Origin of the sequence: Bdellovibrio bacteriovorus, assembly GCF_048286975.1 — a bacterium.
Classification (GTDB): domain Bacteria; phylum Bdellovibrionota; class Bdellovibrionia; order Bdellovibrionales; family Bdellovibrionaceae; genus Bdellovibrio; species Bdellovibrio bacteriovorus_H.
On record NZ_JBLVRT010000008.1, the window covers coordinates 1 to 15,893 of the forward strand.

Consider the following 15,893-nt stretch of genomic DNA (forward strand, 5'->3'; position numbering starts at 1 on the left):
ACGGTGTTTTCCCCTAGGGAAAGCCCCCTTTTCCCCTCTAAAAAAGTCCGTTTTTCGCTGGGAAGTGACCTTCTGGACTGAGGCTTTTACCCCTTGTACCGATAAGAACAGCATGAGTTTTCAGGCAAGCTTCAAGCAAATTCTCAGAGAGAAAATGGGTTCCGAACCCTTCGTGAACGCCTCCGAAGAAAGCCTTTTGAATGCCGACCCCTCCCACCTTGCCTTCCTGATGGGTCAGGTTGGTCGCAAAGAATTCAACTCCCCACGTGGACAATATCCGGCCCCCAAAGTTCGTCCACAACGCAAAGCTCATAACTTTTCCCCGTCACAACAGCAGGCCTACGAGTTTTTGAAAAGCTGGATCTTTGACCTTCCAGCCGGCTTTACCGCAGGCGAATTGAAAAAGGCCTTCCGCCAAGCCGCCATGATTCTGCATCCCGACCATGGTGGAAACGCCCCGCAGTTCGTAGAGTTGAAAGCGCACTACGAGACTTTGCGCCCGCTTGTCTCACTGTAGAACAAACAATTTTCAGCTAAACATAGATTACATTGCTGAAATACCCTTAGGCCTTTTGTTTCCTCGCCGATATTGCATAATGGAAGCAACCAGGAATAAAAAGCACCATGCGAGACCTGACTTTTACATCTGAGGATGCCTATAAGAAACGACTGACCTATTTCAAGGTCATCTATTCTTTGACCCTCCTGGTCTCGCTTGTCTATATAATCAAATTCAATTTCCAATATAAGGTCGCCGACTACAACTCAGCCCTGATCCCGATCTGGGTGGTGCTGCTGATTGTTCCACAAGCGTGCCTGAGATTTCTTAAAAACTATCTGATCTCTGCCTGTGTTATGGGCACGATGTGCTCTTTGATCTTGGCCTATCTACTTTACCTATCGGGCGGAATTGAGGCTCCAGGCATCTTCTGGCTGACGGCCATCCCTTTGGTCTGCGGCATCCTGGTCGGTGTTCCTGGGGCCATTGGCGGCTATCTGATCGTCTTTGCGATCCTGTGGTTCTTCTGGTTCGCCCGCGCCCAGGGATTCGGCCCGAACGTCATTGCTGAATACGGCGACTATAACCGCGAAAAGCTCTTTAATGTCGTTGTCTTCCTGCTGTTCTCGGCCTTCAACACCCACTATTACATCCGTGGGGAAAAGACCCTGATGAAGAACCTCGAGGAAAAGAACCTCGATGTCGAAAACCTGCTTCGTGTTCTGATTCATGACATCGCCAACACCCTGTCTTCGATGACCTACAATCTGGTAAAGGCCAAAGAGGACCGGGAGGAAAACCTGTCCGGCGCCCAGGAGCTGGATAAAATCGAGCGCGCCGTGGATGACATCGTCAACTTGCTGGCACAGGTGCGACATCTCAAGTCCGTGAAAGACGGCAAAGCCGCCATGCCTTTGAAGCCATTGAACCTGACCATGGTGCTGAACGAGGTTTATGAAAACACCGTCGCCACGGCCCAGCAAAAAGGCATCAAGATGCAGCTGGATATCTCCCGCGACCGCATGCCTATCAATGGTGAAAAGACCATCCTGAGCAGCGTAGTGCTGCAGAATCTTATCAATAACGCCATCAAGTTCTCTCATCCTGGCGAGCGCATTGATCTGCGCGCCTATCCAACTGAAACCGAAGTGATCATCGAGATCCGCGACTATGGAATCGGCATCCCGAAAGAAATCCTCGCCAATATCTTCAACCTGAACTCCCAGACCACTCGACCCGGGACTCAAGGGGAAAAAGGCACCGGCTATGGAATGCCGCTGGTGCGTGAATATTTGCAAATGATGGATGGAACCATTGAAATATTCTCAAATGAAGAAACCAGCTCTTCTGCCCCCAGTGGCACCCGCGTGGTTTTGAAGATGCCACTGGCCAAGACCGTTCTGTAGTTGTCTCAACTTAAGACTATAAAAACCCTCGCCTTGCCAAGAACTACACAAATTTCCTGAATCCGTGCACACAATGATCCGATAAGTATTCCATGAGAAAACGGTACGTCACGGGAATCACAGTTCTTTTTCTTTCATCGTGGGCTCTAGCCACGCCAGGTTCACTCACCTATCAGGGACGCATACGAAACGCTCAAGGCGAAGCCCTTGAAGTCAACGGAGTCCAATTCGAGTTTTCGATCACCAACCCCACCGGCACCTGCGTGCTTTACCGCGAAACTTCCAGCGCCATCGACATGCGCAATTCCTCTGGAGTCTTCGATGTGCCTATTGGCACAGGCACCAAAAACTACCCGGCAGCGGCGGGCTTTAAATTACTGGACAGCTTTGACAACTCGGTCGCCATTCCTTGTGAAGGTGGCGGTTCGTATACTCCGGTTGCTGACGACAAACGACTATTGCGTGTGCAGTTCCACGACGGCACGGGCTGGAAGCTGATCACTCCAGACAACGAAATCCGCTCGGTTCCCTATGCGGGTCACGCCAAGCTGGCGCAAAGCGCATTGAAGCTGGGCTCAAATGTGGCCAGCGACTTTGTGGCTAAAGCCTCTTTGCCAGTTTGTGGTGCCGGGACTTACCTTCGCCATATTGCTCCGGCTGGAACCTTCGAGTGCACAGCGCCCGTGGTGACCGGCGCTAATGTTTCTGGAAATATTGCAGGCAGCTCTGCGGGCTTCACTGGCAATCTGACAGGGGATGTGTCCGGTACACAAAGCGCGACTTCCGTGGATCGCATCAAGGGAACCCCGGTTGTAAATACCGGTTTGGCTTCCGGAAAAGTTTTGAAATTTGACGGGACCAACTGGGCCCCGGCTGATGACAACTCAGGTACCGCGGGAGCCATCACTTCGTTGACAGGGGCGGTATCCTCGGCTGGCAGTCCGGCGGCCACAGTCACTTTGAACGATAATACGGTTGCAACCGCCAAGATTCAGGACGATGCCGTGACCACGGGTAAAATTCTGAATGGAACCATTTTGAATGAAGACATCTCAGCCGCCGCGGCCATTGCAGACAGCAAACTTGCGACGATATCCACTGCCGGAAAAGTTTCTGGCAGTGCGATCACCTCCGGCACCATCGGGGGTTCCACCGCCATCAACACCAGCGGCCTGATTCAGACCTCTAGCGGTGTGCGTCTGTACAGTGGGGCTAACTATGTGGAACTGAAAGCCCCTGCTCTTTCGGGCAACAGCAGCTATGAACTGCCTGCCGCCGACGGCACGAACGGACAACTTTTAAAAACGGATGGGGCCGGAAAGCTGTCCTGGACAACCGTCACTTCCAGCGGAGGCACTGTCACCGGTGTGACGGCCACGGCTCCGATTGCAAGTTCGGGAGGAACCGCTCCGGTCATTTCTTTGAATGACTCTGGCGTGACTGCCGGGACTTACAACCGGGTGACTGTCAGCGCCAAAGGACTTGTCACCGCGGCTTCCAACGCCACGGCCACAGACATTCCGAATGTCGCTGGTGATGTGACTTCAACGGCGGGACTCAGCAACACCAAAGTTGAAAAGATCCAAGGCACGGCGGTGGCCTCTGCGACACCGCTATTGGGACAAGTTCTGGTTTACGACAATACCAAGTGGAACAATCAGTATTTTGGATTCGGACAGCTTCGGTCCACCGTGACCGGCAATGCCCAGATGCCGACGGCCTGCGCCACGGCCAATAAGACTTTGAACTGGAGTGCGATCACCGACACGTTCTCGTGTTCGGATATTGCCATCAGCAACACGCAAGTATCTGGCTTGGGCACGGCTTCCACCAAGGATTTCGGGACTGCCGCTGGAAATCTGGTTGAGCTGGATGGCACTGGAAAAGTCCCGGCGGCACTGCTTCCGTCCGTGGGTGACAATCTTGGAAATCACACCGCGACCGCCCATCTAAATATGGCGTCTTACAATATCACCAGCGCCGGAAAGATATACCTGGCGGATGGTGCCTGGAATGCGCCTTCGATAAGCTTCTCAAGCAGCCCATCCACAGGCATTTCCAATAGTGGCGGAATTATGAAATTCACTTCCGGTGGAAATCTGGCCATGGATTTAAGCGCCACCTCCCTGACTTTAAATGGTTCTTTCGGGCCTTTGATGCGCTTGGGTGGCGGATCTTTCAATGCCGCCAATCCGACATATTCTTTTGGTGGATACAGCACCTCAGGAATGTTCCCGGGAACCAACATACTGGGCTTCAGCGTGAACGGAACTGAAAAACTGCGCCTGGCCAGCGACGGAATGATTGGTGTCGGCACCACCTCCCCAACCCGCCGACTGCATATCGTGGGTGATGGCACTGACTATGGTGACGACATCTATCTGGAAGGAGTCAACTCCGAAACAGCCCTTCCGCAAATCAGCCTGACTCGTTCCCGCGGTACAACCGCGACCCGAAATCCACTTTTGGCCAACGACACTATCGGAACTTTGGCGTTCCGCGGATGGGATAATACCGCACACGCCTATAGCGCACGCATTTCTTCTTCGGCTGAAACAGACTTTGCCACAGCCGTGAACGGAAACTTGCGATTCTTCACCGCCTCTGCTGGTACTGATGCCGAACGCATGCGTATCACAGGTGCGGGGAACGTCGGTATTGGCACAACCACCCCGACAGTCCCTTTGCAAATCGTGACCCGGGTGCCATCTTCTGCGGTTCACCCCCATCGGGCGGGTGTTCAGGCCATTGGTGAAGGCACCGATGTCGGCGGCCGCATTTCAGCTCTGGTCGCAAGTACGGTGGAAATAGCAACATTCTCAGGGTATCAAAGTGCCGGAACCCTTGCTTCTCCACTTGCGGTCTCCAGCGGCCAGGCCATCACCAGCCTGACAGCCTTTGCTTATAACGGCACTCAATACCAAAACGGTGGAAATGCCGCCGTGAACTTCTATGCGACTGAAGCCCATACCACTTCGGCTGGTGGTGCGAAGATCACCTTCCACACCACCACAAATGGTGCCACAGGGGCTTCCGAGAAAATGGTCATCAACCACAACGGCAATGTCGGCATCGGTACAACCAACCCGACGGCCAAGCTGGAAGTCAACGGCGCGGTAAAGATCGGAACCAGTGCTCCTATCGGACGAATGACTGTCTGTTCTTACGTGACTCAGACAGGAACAACAGTGGCGGCTTACAATGTTCATAACTGGACCGCCGGGGAATGCACCAACGGAGTTCCAAATTCAACCTGTGTAGGCTACATTTCGAAAGGTGTTGTTTCGGGTTCAGAAAACAACCTGGCTGCGTTAAATCCAAATGAATCCGTTTTCCCCGGATGCCCAGGCACATGCACAGCCAATGCGAATGGGGGCTTTGGATTCACTACGGACTTCGCAACTACGGGAGATGCAATCTACGATATTCGCGTCGTGTACATGTGTCAGAACTAAATGTGAATCCAGCCCAAAAGATGCAGAAGCAAAAACAGCACAGCAGGCATCAGGCTGACGACAGCCCGTTTTTTGAACGGCGCACTGGACAAGGTCGCAATCAAAACCAGCTTTGAAACAAAGCTTGCAAGCAAAGAGATCTCTACCAGCTTTTCATACTGAGCAAGACTGACCTGATCCGCCGCGAGCAGCTGAGCTGTGGAAATCAAAGACCCGTGAACTTCGAACAACGACACTAAAAAGGTCAACGCCATCAGGCCGTCGTTACCCAACCAGGTTTGCGCTCCCCGGCTGGCCGCCAGGATCAGGACAATAAAAACTGTCAGCTTCAAAGACTCTAAAACATCCAAGACCTTTTCGTCGGCAGTCACCATATTTCGCGGACGACTTTGCCGGTGCCACAGAATAACGGCCATCGCGAGAGTTATCAGGAACAGAACGAGAAAATGCACAGACACAGTCTGTAGAGCTTCCACGCTGCCTGCGCCAACCAGCACCACTGCTTGCAACAACATCGCAATGATTGCCGCCTGCATTGCCGCAATTCGAACACTTTGCGACCCTTCCGCATCATGACTGTCTTTGACAAGGCGGACCGTTGTGGCCGTGCTGGAAAGTATCCCGCCCAAGAATCCCGTCATCAAAACTCCGGCCCGATGACCAACAAAGGATGACAACACCTTCCCCATCACCTGCAGCGCTGACAGGGCAAAAAACATAAAAAGAATCTTCTGAGGACGGAAAAGCCCCCAGGGATCGATGGAACCGGCCGGTACCACCTTGGATGCAACAAAAAGAAAGAGCAGGAATAACCCTGCTCTCACCCACTGATTTTTCATCAGCTATTACACCATTTTGAAACGAACACGTTTCGGACCGGCATTTTCGCCCAGACGACGTTTACGATCTTCTTCGTATTCGGTGAAGTTTCCAGGATAGAATTCAATCTTGGAATCACCTTCAAAGGCCATGATGTGCGTGCACACGCGATCCAGGAACCAACGATCGTGCGAGATAACCACGGCGGATCCACCGAACTCCAGCAGCGCTTCTTCCAGCGCACGCATGGTGTTGACGTCCAGATCATTCGTTGGCTCATCCAGAAGCAACAAGTTCGCACCCTGCTTCAGGATTTTTGCCATGTTCACACGGTTGCGTTCACCGCCGGACAACTGACCGACTTTTTTCTGCTGGTCAGAACCCGAGAAGTTGAACCACGAAACGTACTGACGCGCATTGATTTCACGCGTGCCCAACTGGATCACATCAGCGCCACCGGACAACTCCTCGTAAATGGACTTGTTCGGATCCAGAGTCTCACGAGTCTGGTCAACGTAAGCGATCTTCACTGTGTCACCGACTTTGAATGTGCCGGAATCTGGCTGCTCTTTGCCTGTGATCATACGGAACAACGTGGATTTACCCACACCGTTCGGACCGATCACACCCACGATCGCCCCTTTTGGAATCGTGAAGCTCACGTCATCCAAAAGAACTTTGTGGTTGTAGGCTTTGGTGATGTTGTGTGCTTCCACCACGATATCGCCCAGACGAGGTCCTGGCGGGATGTAGATGGACATCTCCTGGATTTTCTCCGGAGAAGCTTCTTTCAACAGGTTTTCGTAGTTCGAGATACGAGCTTTGGATTTTGCCTGACGGGCTTTGGCGCCCTGACGGATCCAATCCAATTCTTTTTCCAAAGTACGGGCCTTGCGAGCCTGATCTTTGGCTTCGTTCGCCTGACGTTTGTCTTTTTGTTCCAACCAGGAAGTGTAGTTCCCTTTCCAAGGGATACCTTCACCGCGATCCAACTCAAGGATCCAGCCAGCCACGTTATCCAGGAAATAACGATCGTGCGTAACTGCGATAACAGTTCCCGGGAACTTGGAAAGATATTGTTCAAGCCACGCCACAGATTCCGCATCCAGGTGATTCGTTGGCTCATCCAGAAGCAAAATATCTGGTTCAGACATGATCAAACGGGCCAAAGCCACACGGCGTTTTTCACCTCCGGAAAGGTTCGTCACCGGCAGATCCCCATCTGGACAGCGAAGAGCATCCATCACGATTTCGATCTTTTGATCGACGTCCCATGCACCCAGGGCTTCCAGTTTTTCCTGAAGAGCACCCTGCTTTTCGATCAGCTTGTTCATCTCGTCCGGATCCAGATCCGGGTCCGAGAACTTGTCGTTGATCGCGTTGTATTCTTTCATTACTTTCGGCAGTTCGCCCATGCCAGCGAAGATATTTTCTTTCACTGTCAGTGCTTCATCCAAGTGAGGCTCTTGCTCGAAATAGCCGACTTTCATTGTCTTGGAAGGGAAAGCTTCACCCAGGAAGTCCTTGTCCACGCCTGCCATAATTCTGAGCAAAGTGGATTTACCAGAGCCGTTCAGACCCAAAACACCAATCTTGGCGCCATAGAAGTAAGAAAGATAAATATCCTTCAACACATATCTTTGTGGAGGATATACTTTACTTACGCCCTTCATTGTGTAGATAATCTCTTGAGACATGACGTCACACTCCTAAAAAGACCGGATTCGGCCCTGACTTCGTCTATAAACGAAGTAATTTACCAGCCCGAAAACGCTTGTCAAATGGAGTTCCATTTATCACACTATCGCCCCTAGCGCAGGATGCGCTTCTGATAGAAAGCCGGTTTTCCGGCACAAAAAATAAGCACTGAGCTTAAATTACGGACAGAAATAAGCATTTAATGAGTGGCGGCAACCTAGAGCGGCAGCAAAATTCGAATACTGACACGCCGAATTCCCCGGAAAAACCGGAGAAGCGTGAGCCGTCGTCCAAAAAATCCCTGTTCAGCAACCTGAACTCCGACCTGAAGCACGCCCTGAACACTTGGGAAACTCTGACGGAAGAGGCTGCCAACAAAGTCTCTCCTGACGAAGAGCAGCTGCAGGAAGTCAAACGCCTTCTTGGCGAGCTTAAGTCCAAACTGAATCAATTCGACGAATAACTCCCTTTCAATTCCTTTTGTCTTTGATGCGGGGATTGCCTTAAGGGCTGGGAGAACCCGGCTTCCGGGGCACGCCGTCCGGGCTCAGTTGCCGCCAGGCTACGCCTGGTTCGCGCCATCGTGGCGCCGGCAAAGGCCCTCTCCTGCCGGATCCTCCCAGCCCTTAAGGCAATTTTGCTTCGAAGAAAGAAAAAGGAAAAAAGGGTCCTTCGCGCCTAAGAATGTTTTGTTGGTCTTGAACCAGGCTCTGTTATAAACTAATTTTGTTTATATGAAAACATACAACTCTAAACCATTCTGGACGCACGCCTTTAGATTTGTCTTAGCTATAGTCATAGCTGTCGTATCCATATGGTTTCTTGAGAATTATATTGCAGACATTTTAAAAGTAGATATCACCGGTAAACCTATCGCCTGGATTCCCTTCATCGTAACAATGCTACCCGCTATTGGACTTTACATGCGTGCTCGCTCGGAGTTCAAACATCCGTGGAATTGGTGGTTTGTACTACTTTTGAACTTGTGTACGATATTCGTATTTCAAGTACTTACATTGGTGATGTGGTCTTGCAGTCGAGGAGTATGCATCTAAAGAGAGGCGAGAACGCCCCACCAAAAAAACCGATGCACTTAGTTTATTTTGTCGTGCTTGCTGCCGCCCAGGCATTCTGGGGACACGAAGTTCAGAGTGTCTTTTTGTGTTGCCCATTCAGTCGGCGTTAGAGCCTTTTGTGTGAGAGCATGCAGGCCTGTTTGAAGTTCCGACTTCAATAGATCGTTAACCATGCGCTGGCGGTCGATACGAGACTTGCCTTCAAATGAGTCAGAAACCACCAAAACTTTGAAATGAGTTTCGCTGTTTGGTGGCACTGAGTGCATGTGGCTTTCGTTTTCCACCCCTAGCTCTTGAGGAGCCAGGGATTGGGTCAGGATTTCACGGATGCGTTTTTCTCGGGACATTCTTTAGTGATTTCTTTTTTCGATTTTTGATTTGATAAGGTCGATGCCCATTTTAGCCATGGCATAGACGCCTTTTTCTTCAAGCTTCTTATCAACATCCTTGGCTGTGCGCAAAGCTTTTGCGGCCGCCATCTGGGCGATAGGGTTTCCAACTGGCAAACCTTCAAACTGCCCGTCTTTTTTCCACTCATCAGCCACGGTGTCAGCGATTTCCATCACTTTCGGTGCTTTTTGGCGGATCACTTCACTGCCGTAGAATTCCAGGTGAACTTTTTCTTCTGCATGGTGAATATCAGAATCCACAGTGTCCTCAGAATAAATCGGCGCGCCTTCGGAAACCATTTTTTTGGCTTCACGCATGGACTCATCCGCTTTTACGCCTTCGTTTTGCGCTTCGGTGTTGATTTCATCAGCGGCTTCCATCGTTGTTTGGGCCTCGCTCATCGTAGCGTGAGCCTCATCGATGATTTCTTCGGCGTCACCACGAATTTCAGTGGCTTCGTCGATTTCAGCCTGGGCCTCGTGGTGAGGACGGCGTTTTTTTGGATGATGATGCTTCTTCTTTGCGTCGTAATGTTTGATCTCTGGCATGTTTACTTCCTTTTAAACAAATCCCAACATTTCGCGGGTTACAAAATCATAGTCGGCTTTGATCGGAGACTTTCCGGCATAAAGACTTTTACCGGAGCGCACGGTGTTCTTCACCTCGGCTGAGGTTCGAATATAACCCTTCATCAGCGAGTCTTCAAAAGACTCTATGCACTTTTGTAAAAGCTCATGACTGAACTTCTCACGTCCATCGAACTTGGTAAAGAGAACTTTACGCGAGAACTCCAGACTGAAGTCGCTGCGGATGTCTTCCAGTTCGCTTAAGTTCTTTTGCAGGCCCATAAAGGCAAACTTGTCCGGATTCACCGGCAAAATCACCTCGTCGGAAGCCACGGTCACAGCGGTATTCGTGGCGCTCAGGGCTGGTGCGGTGTCGATCAGAATCAGGTCATAACGGTGTTTGATTTTCTCCAGCGGGGATTTCACCGCCAAAGACCAGTTGCGGTTGGAATTCAGCAACACCCGGTCCAATACTGAATTGTTCAGACTGGACGGAATCAAATCAACATGCGGCTCGATAAAGCGCACACACTCGTCGATGCTTTTCTTTTTTTCGACGATGTCCACCCATACTGGAAGGGACTCGTCCTCGACCCCCAGCGCGAAACTCAAATTGGCCTGTTGATCCAAATCCACAAACAGCACACGTGCGCCATACATCGCAGCTCGCAGGCCCATGTTCAGAACAGACGTGGTCTTCGCCACCCCACCCTTGAGCATCTGAATGGAAATCACCTTATGGGGATATTTGTAACCTTCAGCCAGCAGCAATTGACGGGCTTCTTCGGGAAGCAGCCATGGGGATTTGATCTTTCGTTGCAGAGTTTTTTCAGCTTTGGCTTTGATCTGATTTGGAGGAATCTCCATAAACGAGGCCAAATCGCTGAGAGTAATACAAAACTCCTGTTGCGCCAAAGTGGACATGAAGGACCTCCGTCAGTCCTTCAAGCCTACAAGGGGGCTTTCCGCTTGGAAACACGCAGCGCGATAAATCTAGGAAGGTCCAAAATCCTCAAGGTGACTGACCTCCTGCTTCAACAGGGAGCGCATTTCCTCGATATCATCTTTATAAGACCAGAGTAATTGCTCGCGCATTCGGCGCAACTGCAGGACCTGCTCATTAGTTAGGGGTCGCATGGACTCTGCCAGTTGCATTAAATGCAGATCCACTTCGCGCTTGAAGTCGCCATAATCCGTATCGTCCTCTTTATCCAGAAAATTCAGAAACTCATTGATGTTCGGATTCATAGAAACCTCCCTTGTTGTATTTTGCCCCGCAACCCATTGCTGCCTCAAACCCCCGGGCCCAGGCTTGCTAAGAATCAGCCACCGGAATATGCTTTAAAAGCTCTTGAAAGGACCTCTATGGCACCCGAACTTGCCGCCGCCTATGTCATCGGTTGGATTCCCTCGGCTTCCGTCACCGGACTGCACTTGTGGATGCACCGAAAAAAGGTCAAAGCCCCTGCGTACCGACAGCTGCAAAACAACCTGCAAAAAGTCGGACTTTACTGGCGCGAGTCCCGCTCGGATGTCGAGCCCTTCACCGAGGGTGCTGAAGCGCAGAACCTGAAAGCTTATGAAAAGAACATCCTGCTTATGGGAACTTTTTTCCTGTTCCTGAGCTGGGGCGGCTTCCTGTTCAACCTGATTGTTTTAATTTCCGTGCATTCATTGGCGATCTCCCGTAAAGAAAGAGCCCTGTTTGAAAGTCCATTGACCACTCAGGATCTGCCCCCGGAAGAGGTGCAGAAAATCCTGAAGGAGATCCCATGAGCCGCCCGTCCGCACCGATCCAAATACCCATCCTTGAAAAGTCCAAACACTGGCTGGTGATCAACAAACCTTCGGGCGTTTCTGTTCACAATGACCCACCCGATGTGCGCACACTTCTAAAAAAGCAACTGACACCGGGAACCTATCAGGACATTCACCCCGTACATCGTCTGGACAAGGAAACCAGTGGCCTTTTGCTGGTGGGACTGGATGCCGAAACCGCCGCCAATCTTTCCGGGCAGTTTCAAGAACACAAAGTTGAAAAAACTTATTACGCACTTTTGCGTGGCGAACTGCCTGTCAGCACCGATTGGCAGGAATGGAACACACCTATTTCCGACAAGGCTGAAGGACGCAAAAATCCGCAGGGCCTTTTAAAAGACCGCGTGGATGCCCGCACGCTTTACAAAGTCCTTGAAGCCAACAAGTATTTTTCTTTCGTGGAAGTTCGTCTGATCACCGGTCGCCAGCACCAGATCCGCAAGCACACGACCCTGATCCGTCATGCCATCGTGGGTGACACTCGTTATGGTGACCCCAAGTACAACGAGCGAATGGCGAATATTTACCAAACCAAACGCATGTTCCTGCACGCCGCGCGCATGACCGTGATGATCAATGGCTATAAACACTCTTTTGAAGCCCCGCTGCCGCCGGAATTCAAAGAAGCCATGAAAGGCTGATTAGCCGGCTTTCTGCTGCTCTTGCGAGGAAGCAAGAGCAAAGATCTGGTCCACATTTCCTGAAATATTCCGAATGGACGACACAATGAATTCGGAATTTGAGGCCAGGGAAGTCACACCCCGGCCGATTTCACCGGTGCTTTCGCGCAGCAACTGAATAAAATCATCCATTGCTTCCAGATAGTGCGTGAAACTGTTTCTAATCTCAGTTGTTCGCGCCGACTCAATCGCCCCCATCTGACGAACAACTTCAAGTCCGGTCACGAACTTGGCCACTTCCAGCATCTCATAGGAAATCGCAGACAGGCTTTTTTTCAGTTCGGAAAACTCTTTATCGAGATTTTGGCAATACTGGGCGAAAAGATCGGAAAAGGCCTTCTGATTCTGCAGCATCTCGTCGAAAGCGTTTTCTGAAGTTGCCAGCTTGGCGATGGATTCGCGAACAAAAAAGTCCACCATCAGCATCTGCACATTCAGGGCCGCCGCACGCAGGACACACTTTTGAATCACACTAGACAATTCCTCAACAAACCCGGAAAGACCTCCCAGGTGCTTTTCAATAGTGCCCGACAACACTGAAAATTCGTGGGAAACCACTCCCAGACTTGCCGCCATCTCGCCAAATTTGGCAGCCGCGATTTTCATATTGATGGAAATAAACTTCAGCTGTTGAAACCCCTGATCCAACCGGCCCATGGCGCTATCAAGACTTTGATTGGCCCCTTGAAAATCCCGCAGCTTAGCAAAGACATCATTCAGCTTGCGGGTGGTGACATTTGTCACAGCGGCGATTTGCCCGGCGCCATTAGCTCCGGAAGATCGTGATTCAGACTCAAGCACCTGCGCAGCACGTGCTTTCAGCTCCTCCATCACCGCCTTCATCATGAAGCTCTCATAATCAGGAAAGCCCGCCTGCTGGATCTTCGACAACAAATACTGATGCGACTCTTCCAAAGTGTGTTCTTTTTCATAAGCCAGGACTTCACCATAAAGCCCCTGCACAACCGAAAACAATTCAGAAGAGGGCTTAAAGCGGACAGACAGGTATCCATCACCAATCGGAAATGCAAAAGCATACACCCAATAGTAACTGCCGTTACCGGCCAGATTCTTAACATATGCACCAACGGCTTTTCCTTGATTCAGGAAGTTCCAGAACTCCTTAAATACCGCGCGAGGCATATCGGGGTGACGAATCAAGCTGTGCGGAGCCCCCAACATCGATTCCTTCGGATACACGCTGACACGAACGAAAACATCGTTTCCGTACTTGATAACGCCTCTTTTGTCGGTGACAGAGAAAAAGAACTCATCAAACCCGAAAGGGCTTTCAGCTTGGGTGGGCGTTGGACGTTTCATGGAATCCTCTCAGAAAACTTTTACAGCTTTTTGATCGGCATTTTGCTCAGTATCCTTAGCTCCCGGTCACGAAAGTGACCGTCACTCATTCTTCAGATCAAAATAGATTCATATTTAGAGAGGAACTCGCTATTTCTTGTTGGTTCCGAGCTTGCTGTCGAGTTTCGACAGGAAACTTGCAACTAAATCCTCACGTTCCTGCCCGACCACAGGTCGAGCGCCCAGAGGAAACTCAGTGTAAAGCTCTTTAGGAAGTTCCAGCAGGAATCTGGAAGGGGCCACCGGACGAACCGCGCCGTTCTTCTTGCGCTGCTGACAGCGCGACATCACCAGACGCTTTTTTGCGCGGGTCACACCCACATAGAACAAACGACGTTCTTCATCGATGTCAGATCCCAGGTTCTTGTGCGGCAGAAGGTCTTCTTCAAGGCCCGCTAAAATCACCACCGGGAACTCCAGCCCCTTGGAGGCGTGCAAGGTCATCAGCTGAACTTTGTTTTCCAGTTCCTCTTCGGACAGATCATCCCGCAAAAGCATGCAATCCACGAAGGACTTGATGTTTTCAACGTCATAAGAACGACGGCCCAGGAATGAATCCAGAATGCGCCCCAGAATCTCGACGACCATCCATTTTTTTTCGGCACTGGTGGGGTCCGCGGCCGTTCCATAAACGTATTCGCGGTAACCAATATCCTGGAAGATCTGAACCATCTTCGCCCCTGGTGAAGAACCCACCTGGAAATCGAGGATGTTTTTCGGAAGATTTTCAATGAACATCATCAAATCATCAATGGCGGCGCCGGCTTTGTCCTGCACTCCCGCTTCCTGCCAGAAACGGCAGGCATCGACGAAGTTGATGCGTTTTTTAAGTGCAAATTCACTCAATTTCTCGATGGAAGTGTCACCAATTCCGCGCGAAGGCACGTTGATGATACGACGAAGGGACACTTCATTCGGAGCCAAAGCCTGCTTCAGATAAGCCATCAGGTCCTTGATCTCGCGACGGTCAAAGATCGAAGTGCCCCCTGAGATATGATAGGGCACGTTCGCACGACGCAACGAGGACTCAATCAAGCCCCCTTGCGTGTTGGAACGATAAAGCACGGCCATGTCCTTGTAGGAATAGCCCTGTCTTTGGAAATTCAGAATTTCGGTAACGACGAATTCACACTCGTCCTCTTCACGATCCAGAATGAACAACTCTGGCAACTGACCGGTGTCTTCAGCAACCTGCGGGCGCAGGATCTTGCCGTGACGGTTTTTATTCTTGGAAATCGCCGCATTCGCCACCGCCAGAATTTCGGCGGAGGAACGATAGTTGCGTTCAAGCTTGATCACTTCACACGGTGTGAATTCCTGGGGGAAGTTCAGGATGTTCTTCACTTCCGCCCCACGCCAGCCGTAAATCGACTGATCGTCGTCACCCACCACCGCGATGTTGTTGTGGCTTTTCACGATCTGCGCGATAAGATCCATCTGCAGACGATTGGTATCCTGGAACTCATCGACCATCACTTGCGTGAACATGCCCTGCACTTTTTCCAGGATTTCAGGATTTTCTTTAAACAACGTAATAGGCTTGATCAAAAGCCCCTCGAAATCCACAACCCCCAGATGCTCCAGGCGTTTGGTGAATTTCGGTGTCAGGACTTCCACCATCTCGTGATATTCGTCAAAGGCTTCCGTCTGCGGGGCCATGCCCGTGCGACGGTCATTGATCATGTTCAGGATCTTGTCGGCATCGAACTTGTCTTTGCCCGAGTTTTTGATGTCTTTGATCAGATCTTTGACGATGGCATTGCAGTCACTTTGATCAACAATGCCGAAATACGGAGAAAGCCCCGCATGCTTGTGGAATCGGCGCAAAATCTGCAATCCGAACGAGTGGAAGGTCCCTGCCCACATGCCCGAGCCAGAGCTTCCCAGCTTTGCGCCCACGCGATGTTTCAGCTCGCGCGCGGCTTTGTTGGTAAAAGTAAGCACGCAGATTTCCTGAGCCTGTGCCACACGCTCTGAAATCAGTCGTCCTGTCCTGGAAACCAGAACCGTCGTTTTGCCTGAACCGGCACCCGCCAAAATCAACAAAGGCCCGAAGTTGTGCTTCACGGCCTTTTGTTGTTCGGGGTTGAGCCCCTTAAACCAATCCATTAATTTTCGATTCTATAA

General features: G+C 50.9%; 14 protein-coding genes. 6 read left to right on the forward strand and 8 right to left on the reverse strand.

Annotated elements, in window-relative coordinates; genetic code table 11:
• Window positions 1–112 precede the first annotated feature (112 nt).
• The 3 genes from ACNQKP_RS17310 to ACNQKP_RS17320 all read left to right on the forward strand — a co-directional run bounded on the left by ACNQKP_RS17310 (window position 113) and on the right by ACNQKP_RS17320 (window position 5,360).
• Window positions 113–517 (forward strand): J domain-containing protein, encoded by a 405-nt coding sequence (locus ACNQKP_RS17310; protein WP_417866412.1) that lies wholly within the window; start codon window positions 113–115, stop codon window positions 515–517.
• A 107-nt stretch (window positions 518–624) separates the two neighbouring features.
• Window positions 625–1,905: a sensor histidine kinase gene (locus ACNQKP_RS17315; RefSeq protein WP_417866414.1), complete on the forward strand. Its 1,281-nt coding sequence runs from the start codon at window positions 625–627 to the stop codon at window positions 1,903–1,905.
• Between the two features lie 92 nt (window positions 1,906–1,997).
• On the forward strand, window positions 1,998–5,360 hold the full coding sequence (locus ACNQKP_RS17320) for a beta strand repeat-containing protein (protein WP_417866416.1): 3,363 nt from the start codon (window positions 1,998–2,000) through the stop codon (window positions 5,358–5,360).
• Here the strand turns inward: ACNQKP_RS17320 and ACNQKP_RS17325 are convergent.
• Together ACNQKP_RS17325 and ettA are read right to left on the reverse strand one after the other, a co-directional pair.
• Window positions 5,357–6,079, reverse strand: coding sequence for a DUF4010 domain-containing protein (locus ACNQKP_RS17325; protein ID WP_417866418.1), 723 nt, complete (start codon window positions 6,077–6,079; stop codon window positions 5,357–5,359). The genes ACNQKP_RS17320 and ACNQKP_RS17325 overlap by 4 nt on opposite strands.
• Before the next feature lie 126 nt (window positions 6,080–6,205).
• Window positions 6,206–7,876: an energy-dependent translational throttle protein EttA gene (gene ettA / locus ACNQKP_RS17330; protein WP_417866419.1), complete on the reverse strand. Its 1,671-nt coding sequence runs from the start codon at window positions 7,874–7,876 to the stop codon at window positions 6,206–6,208.
• A 203-nt stretch (window positions 7,877–8,079) separates the two neighbouring features.
• On the opposite strand from ettA, the gene ACNQKP_RS17335 reads away from it, so the two are divergent.
• On the forward strand, window positions 8,080–8,340 hold the full coding sequence (locus tag ACNQKP_RS17335) for a hypothetical protein (RefSeq protein WP_417866421.1): 261 nt from the start codon (window positions 8,080–8,082) through the stop codon (window positions 8,338–8,340).
• 630 nt (window positions 8,341–8,970) lie between these two features.
• Here ACNQKP_RS17335 and ACNQKP_RS17340 read toward each other — a convergent pair.
• The 4 genes from ACNQKP_RS17340 to ACNQKP_RS17355 all read right to left on the reverse strand — a co-directional run bounded on the left by ACNQKP_RS17340 (window position 8,971) and on the right by ACNQKP_RS17355 (window position 11,157).
• Complete coding sequence (locus ACNQKP_RS17340) at window positions 8,971–9,300, reverse strand: BolA family protein (protein ID WP_417866423.1); 330 nt, start codon at window positions 9,298–9,300, stop codon at window positions 8,971–8,973.
• Window positions 9,301–9,303: 3 nt separating this feature from the next.
• Window positions 9,304–9,891 carry a hypothetical protein gene (locus tag ACNQKP_RS17345; RefSeq protein WP_417866425.1) on the reverse strand — a complete coding sequence of 196 codons (588 nt, stop codon included), beginning with the start codon at window positions 9,889–9,891 and terminating at the stop codon, window positions 9,304–9,306.
• A 12-nt stretch (window positions 9,892–9,903) separates the two neighbouring features.
• Window positions 9,904–10,833, reverse strand: a complete 930-nt coding sequence (locus ACNQKP_RS17350) for a ParA family protein (RefSeq protein WP_417866427.1) — start codon at window positions 10,831–10,833, stop codon at window positions 9,904–9,906.
• Between the two features lie 69 nt (window positions 10,834–10,902).
• Entirely contained in the window at window positions 10,903–11,157 is a 255-nt protein-coding gene (locus ACNQKP_RS17355; protein WP_015090463.1) for a hypothetical protein, read from the reverse strand.
• Between the two features lie 117 nt (window positions 11,158–11,274).
• Here ACNQKP_RS17355 and ACNQKP_RS17360 point away from each other — a divergent pair, with 117 nt between their 5' ends.
• The gene (locus tag ACNQKP_RS17360; protein WP_417866429.1) at window positions 11,275–11,685 is read left to right on the forward strand and encodes a hypothetical protein; all 411 of its coding nucleotides are present in this window, start codon (window positions 11,275–11,277) and stop codon (window positions 11,683–11,685) included.
• On the forward strand, window positions 11,682–12,368 hold the full coding sequence (locus tag ACNQKP_RS17365; RefSeq protein ID WP_417866431.1) for an RluA family pseudouridine synthase: 687 nt from the start codon (window positions 11,682–11,684) through the stop codon (window positions 12,366–12,368). Before ACNQKP_RS17360 ends, ACNQKP_RS17365 begins: the two co-directional genes overlap by 4 nt.
• On the opposite strand, the gene ACNQKP_RS17370 is transcribed toward ACNQKP_RS17365, so the two are convergent.
• On the reverse strand, window positions 12,369–13,727 hold the full coding sequence (locus ACNQKP_RS17370; RefSeq protein ID WP_417866433.1) for a PAS domain-containing protein: 1,359 nt from the start codon (window positions 13,725–13,727) through the stop codon (window positions 12,369–12,371). It abuts the gene before it with no gap.
• A 129-nt stretch (window positions 13,728–13,856) separates the two neighbouring features.
• The gene (locus ACNQKP_RS17375; RefSeq protein WP_417866435.1) at window positions 13,857–15,875 is read right to left on the reverse strand and encodes an ATP-dependent helicase; all 2,019 of its coding nucleotides are present in this window, start codon (window positions 15,873–15,875) and stop codon (window positions 13,857–13,859) included.
• Window positions 15,876–15,893: the final 18 nt, after the last annotated feature.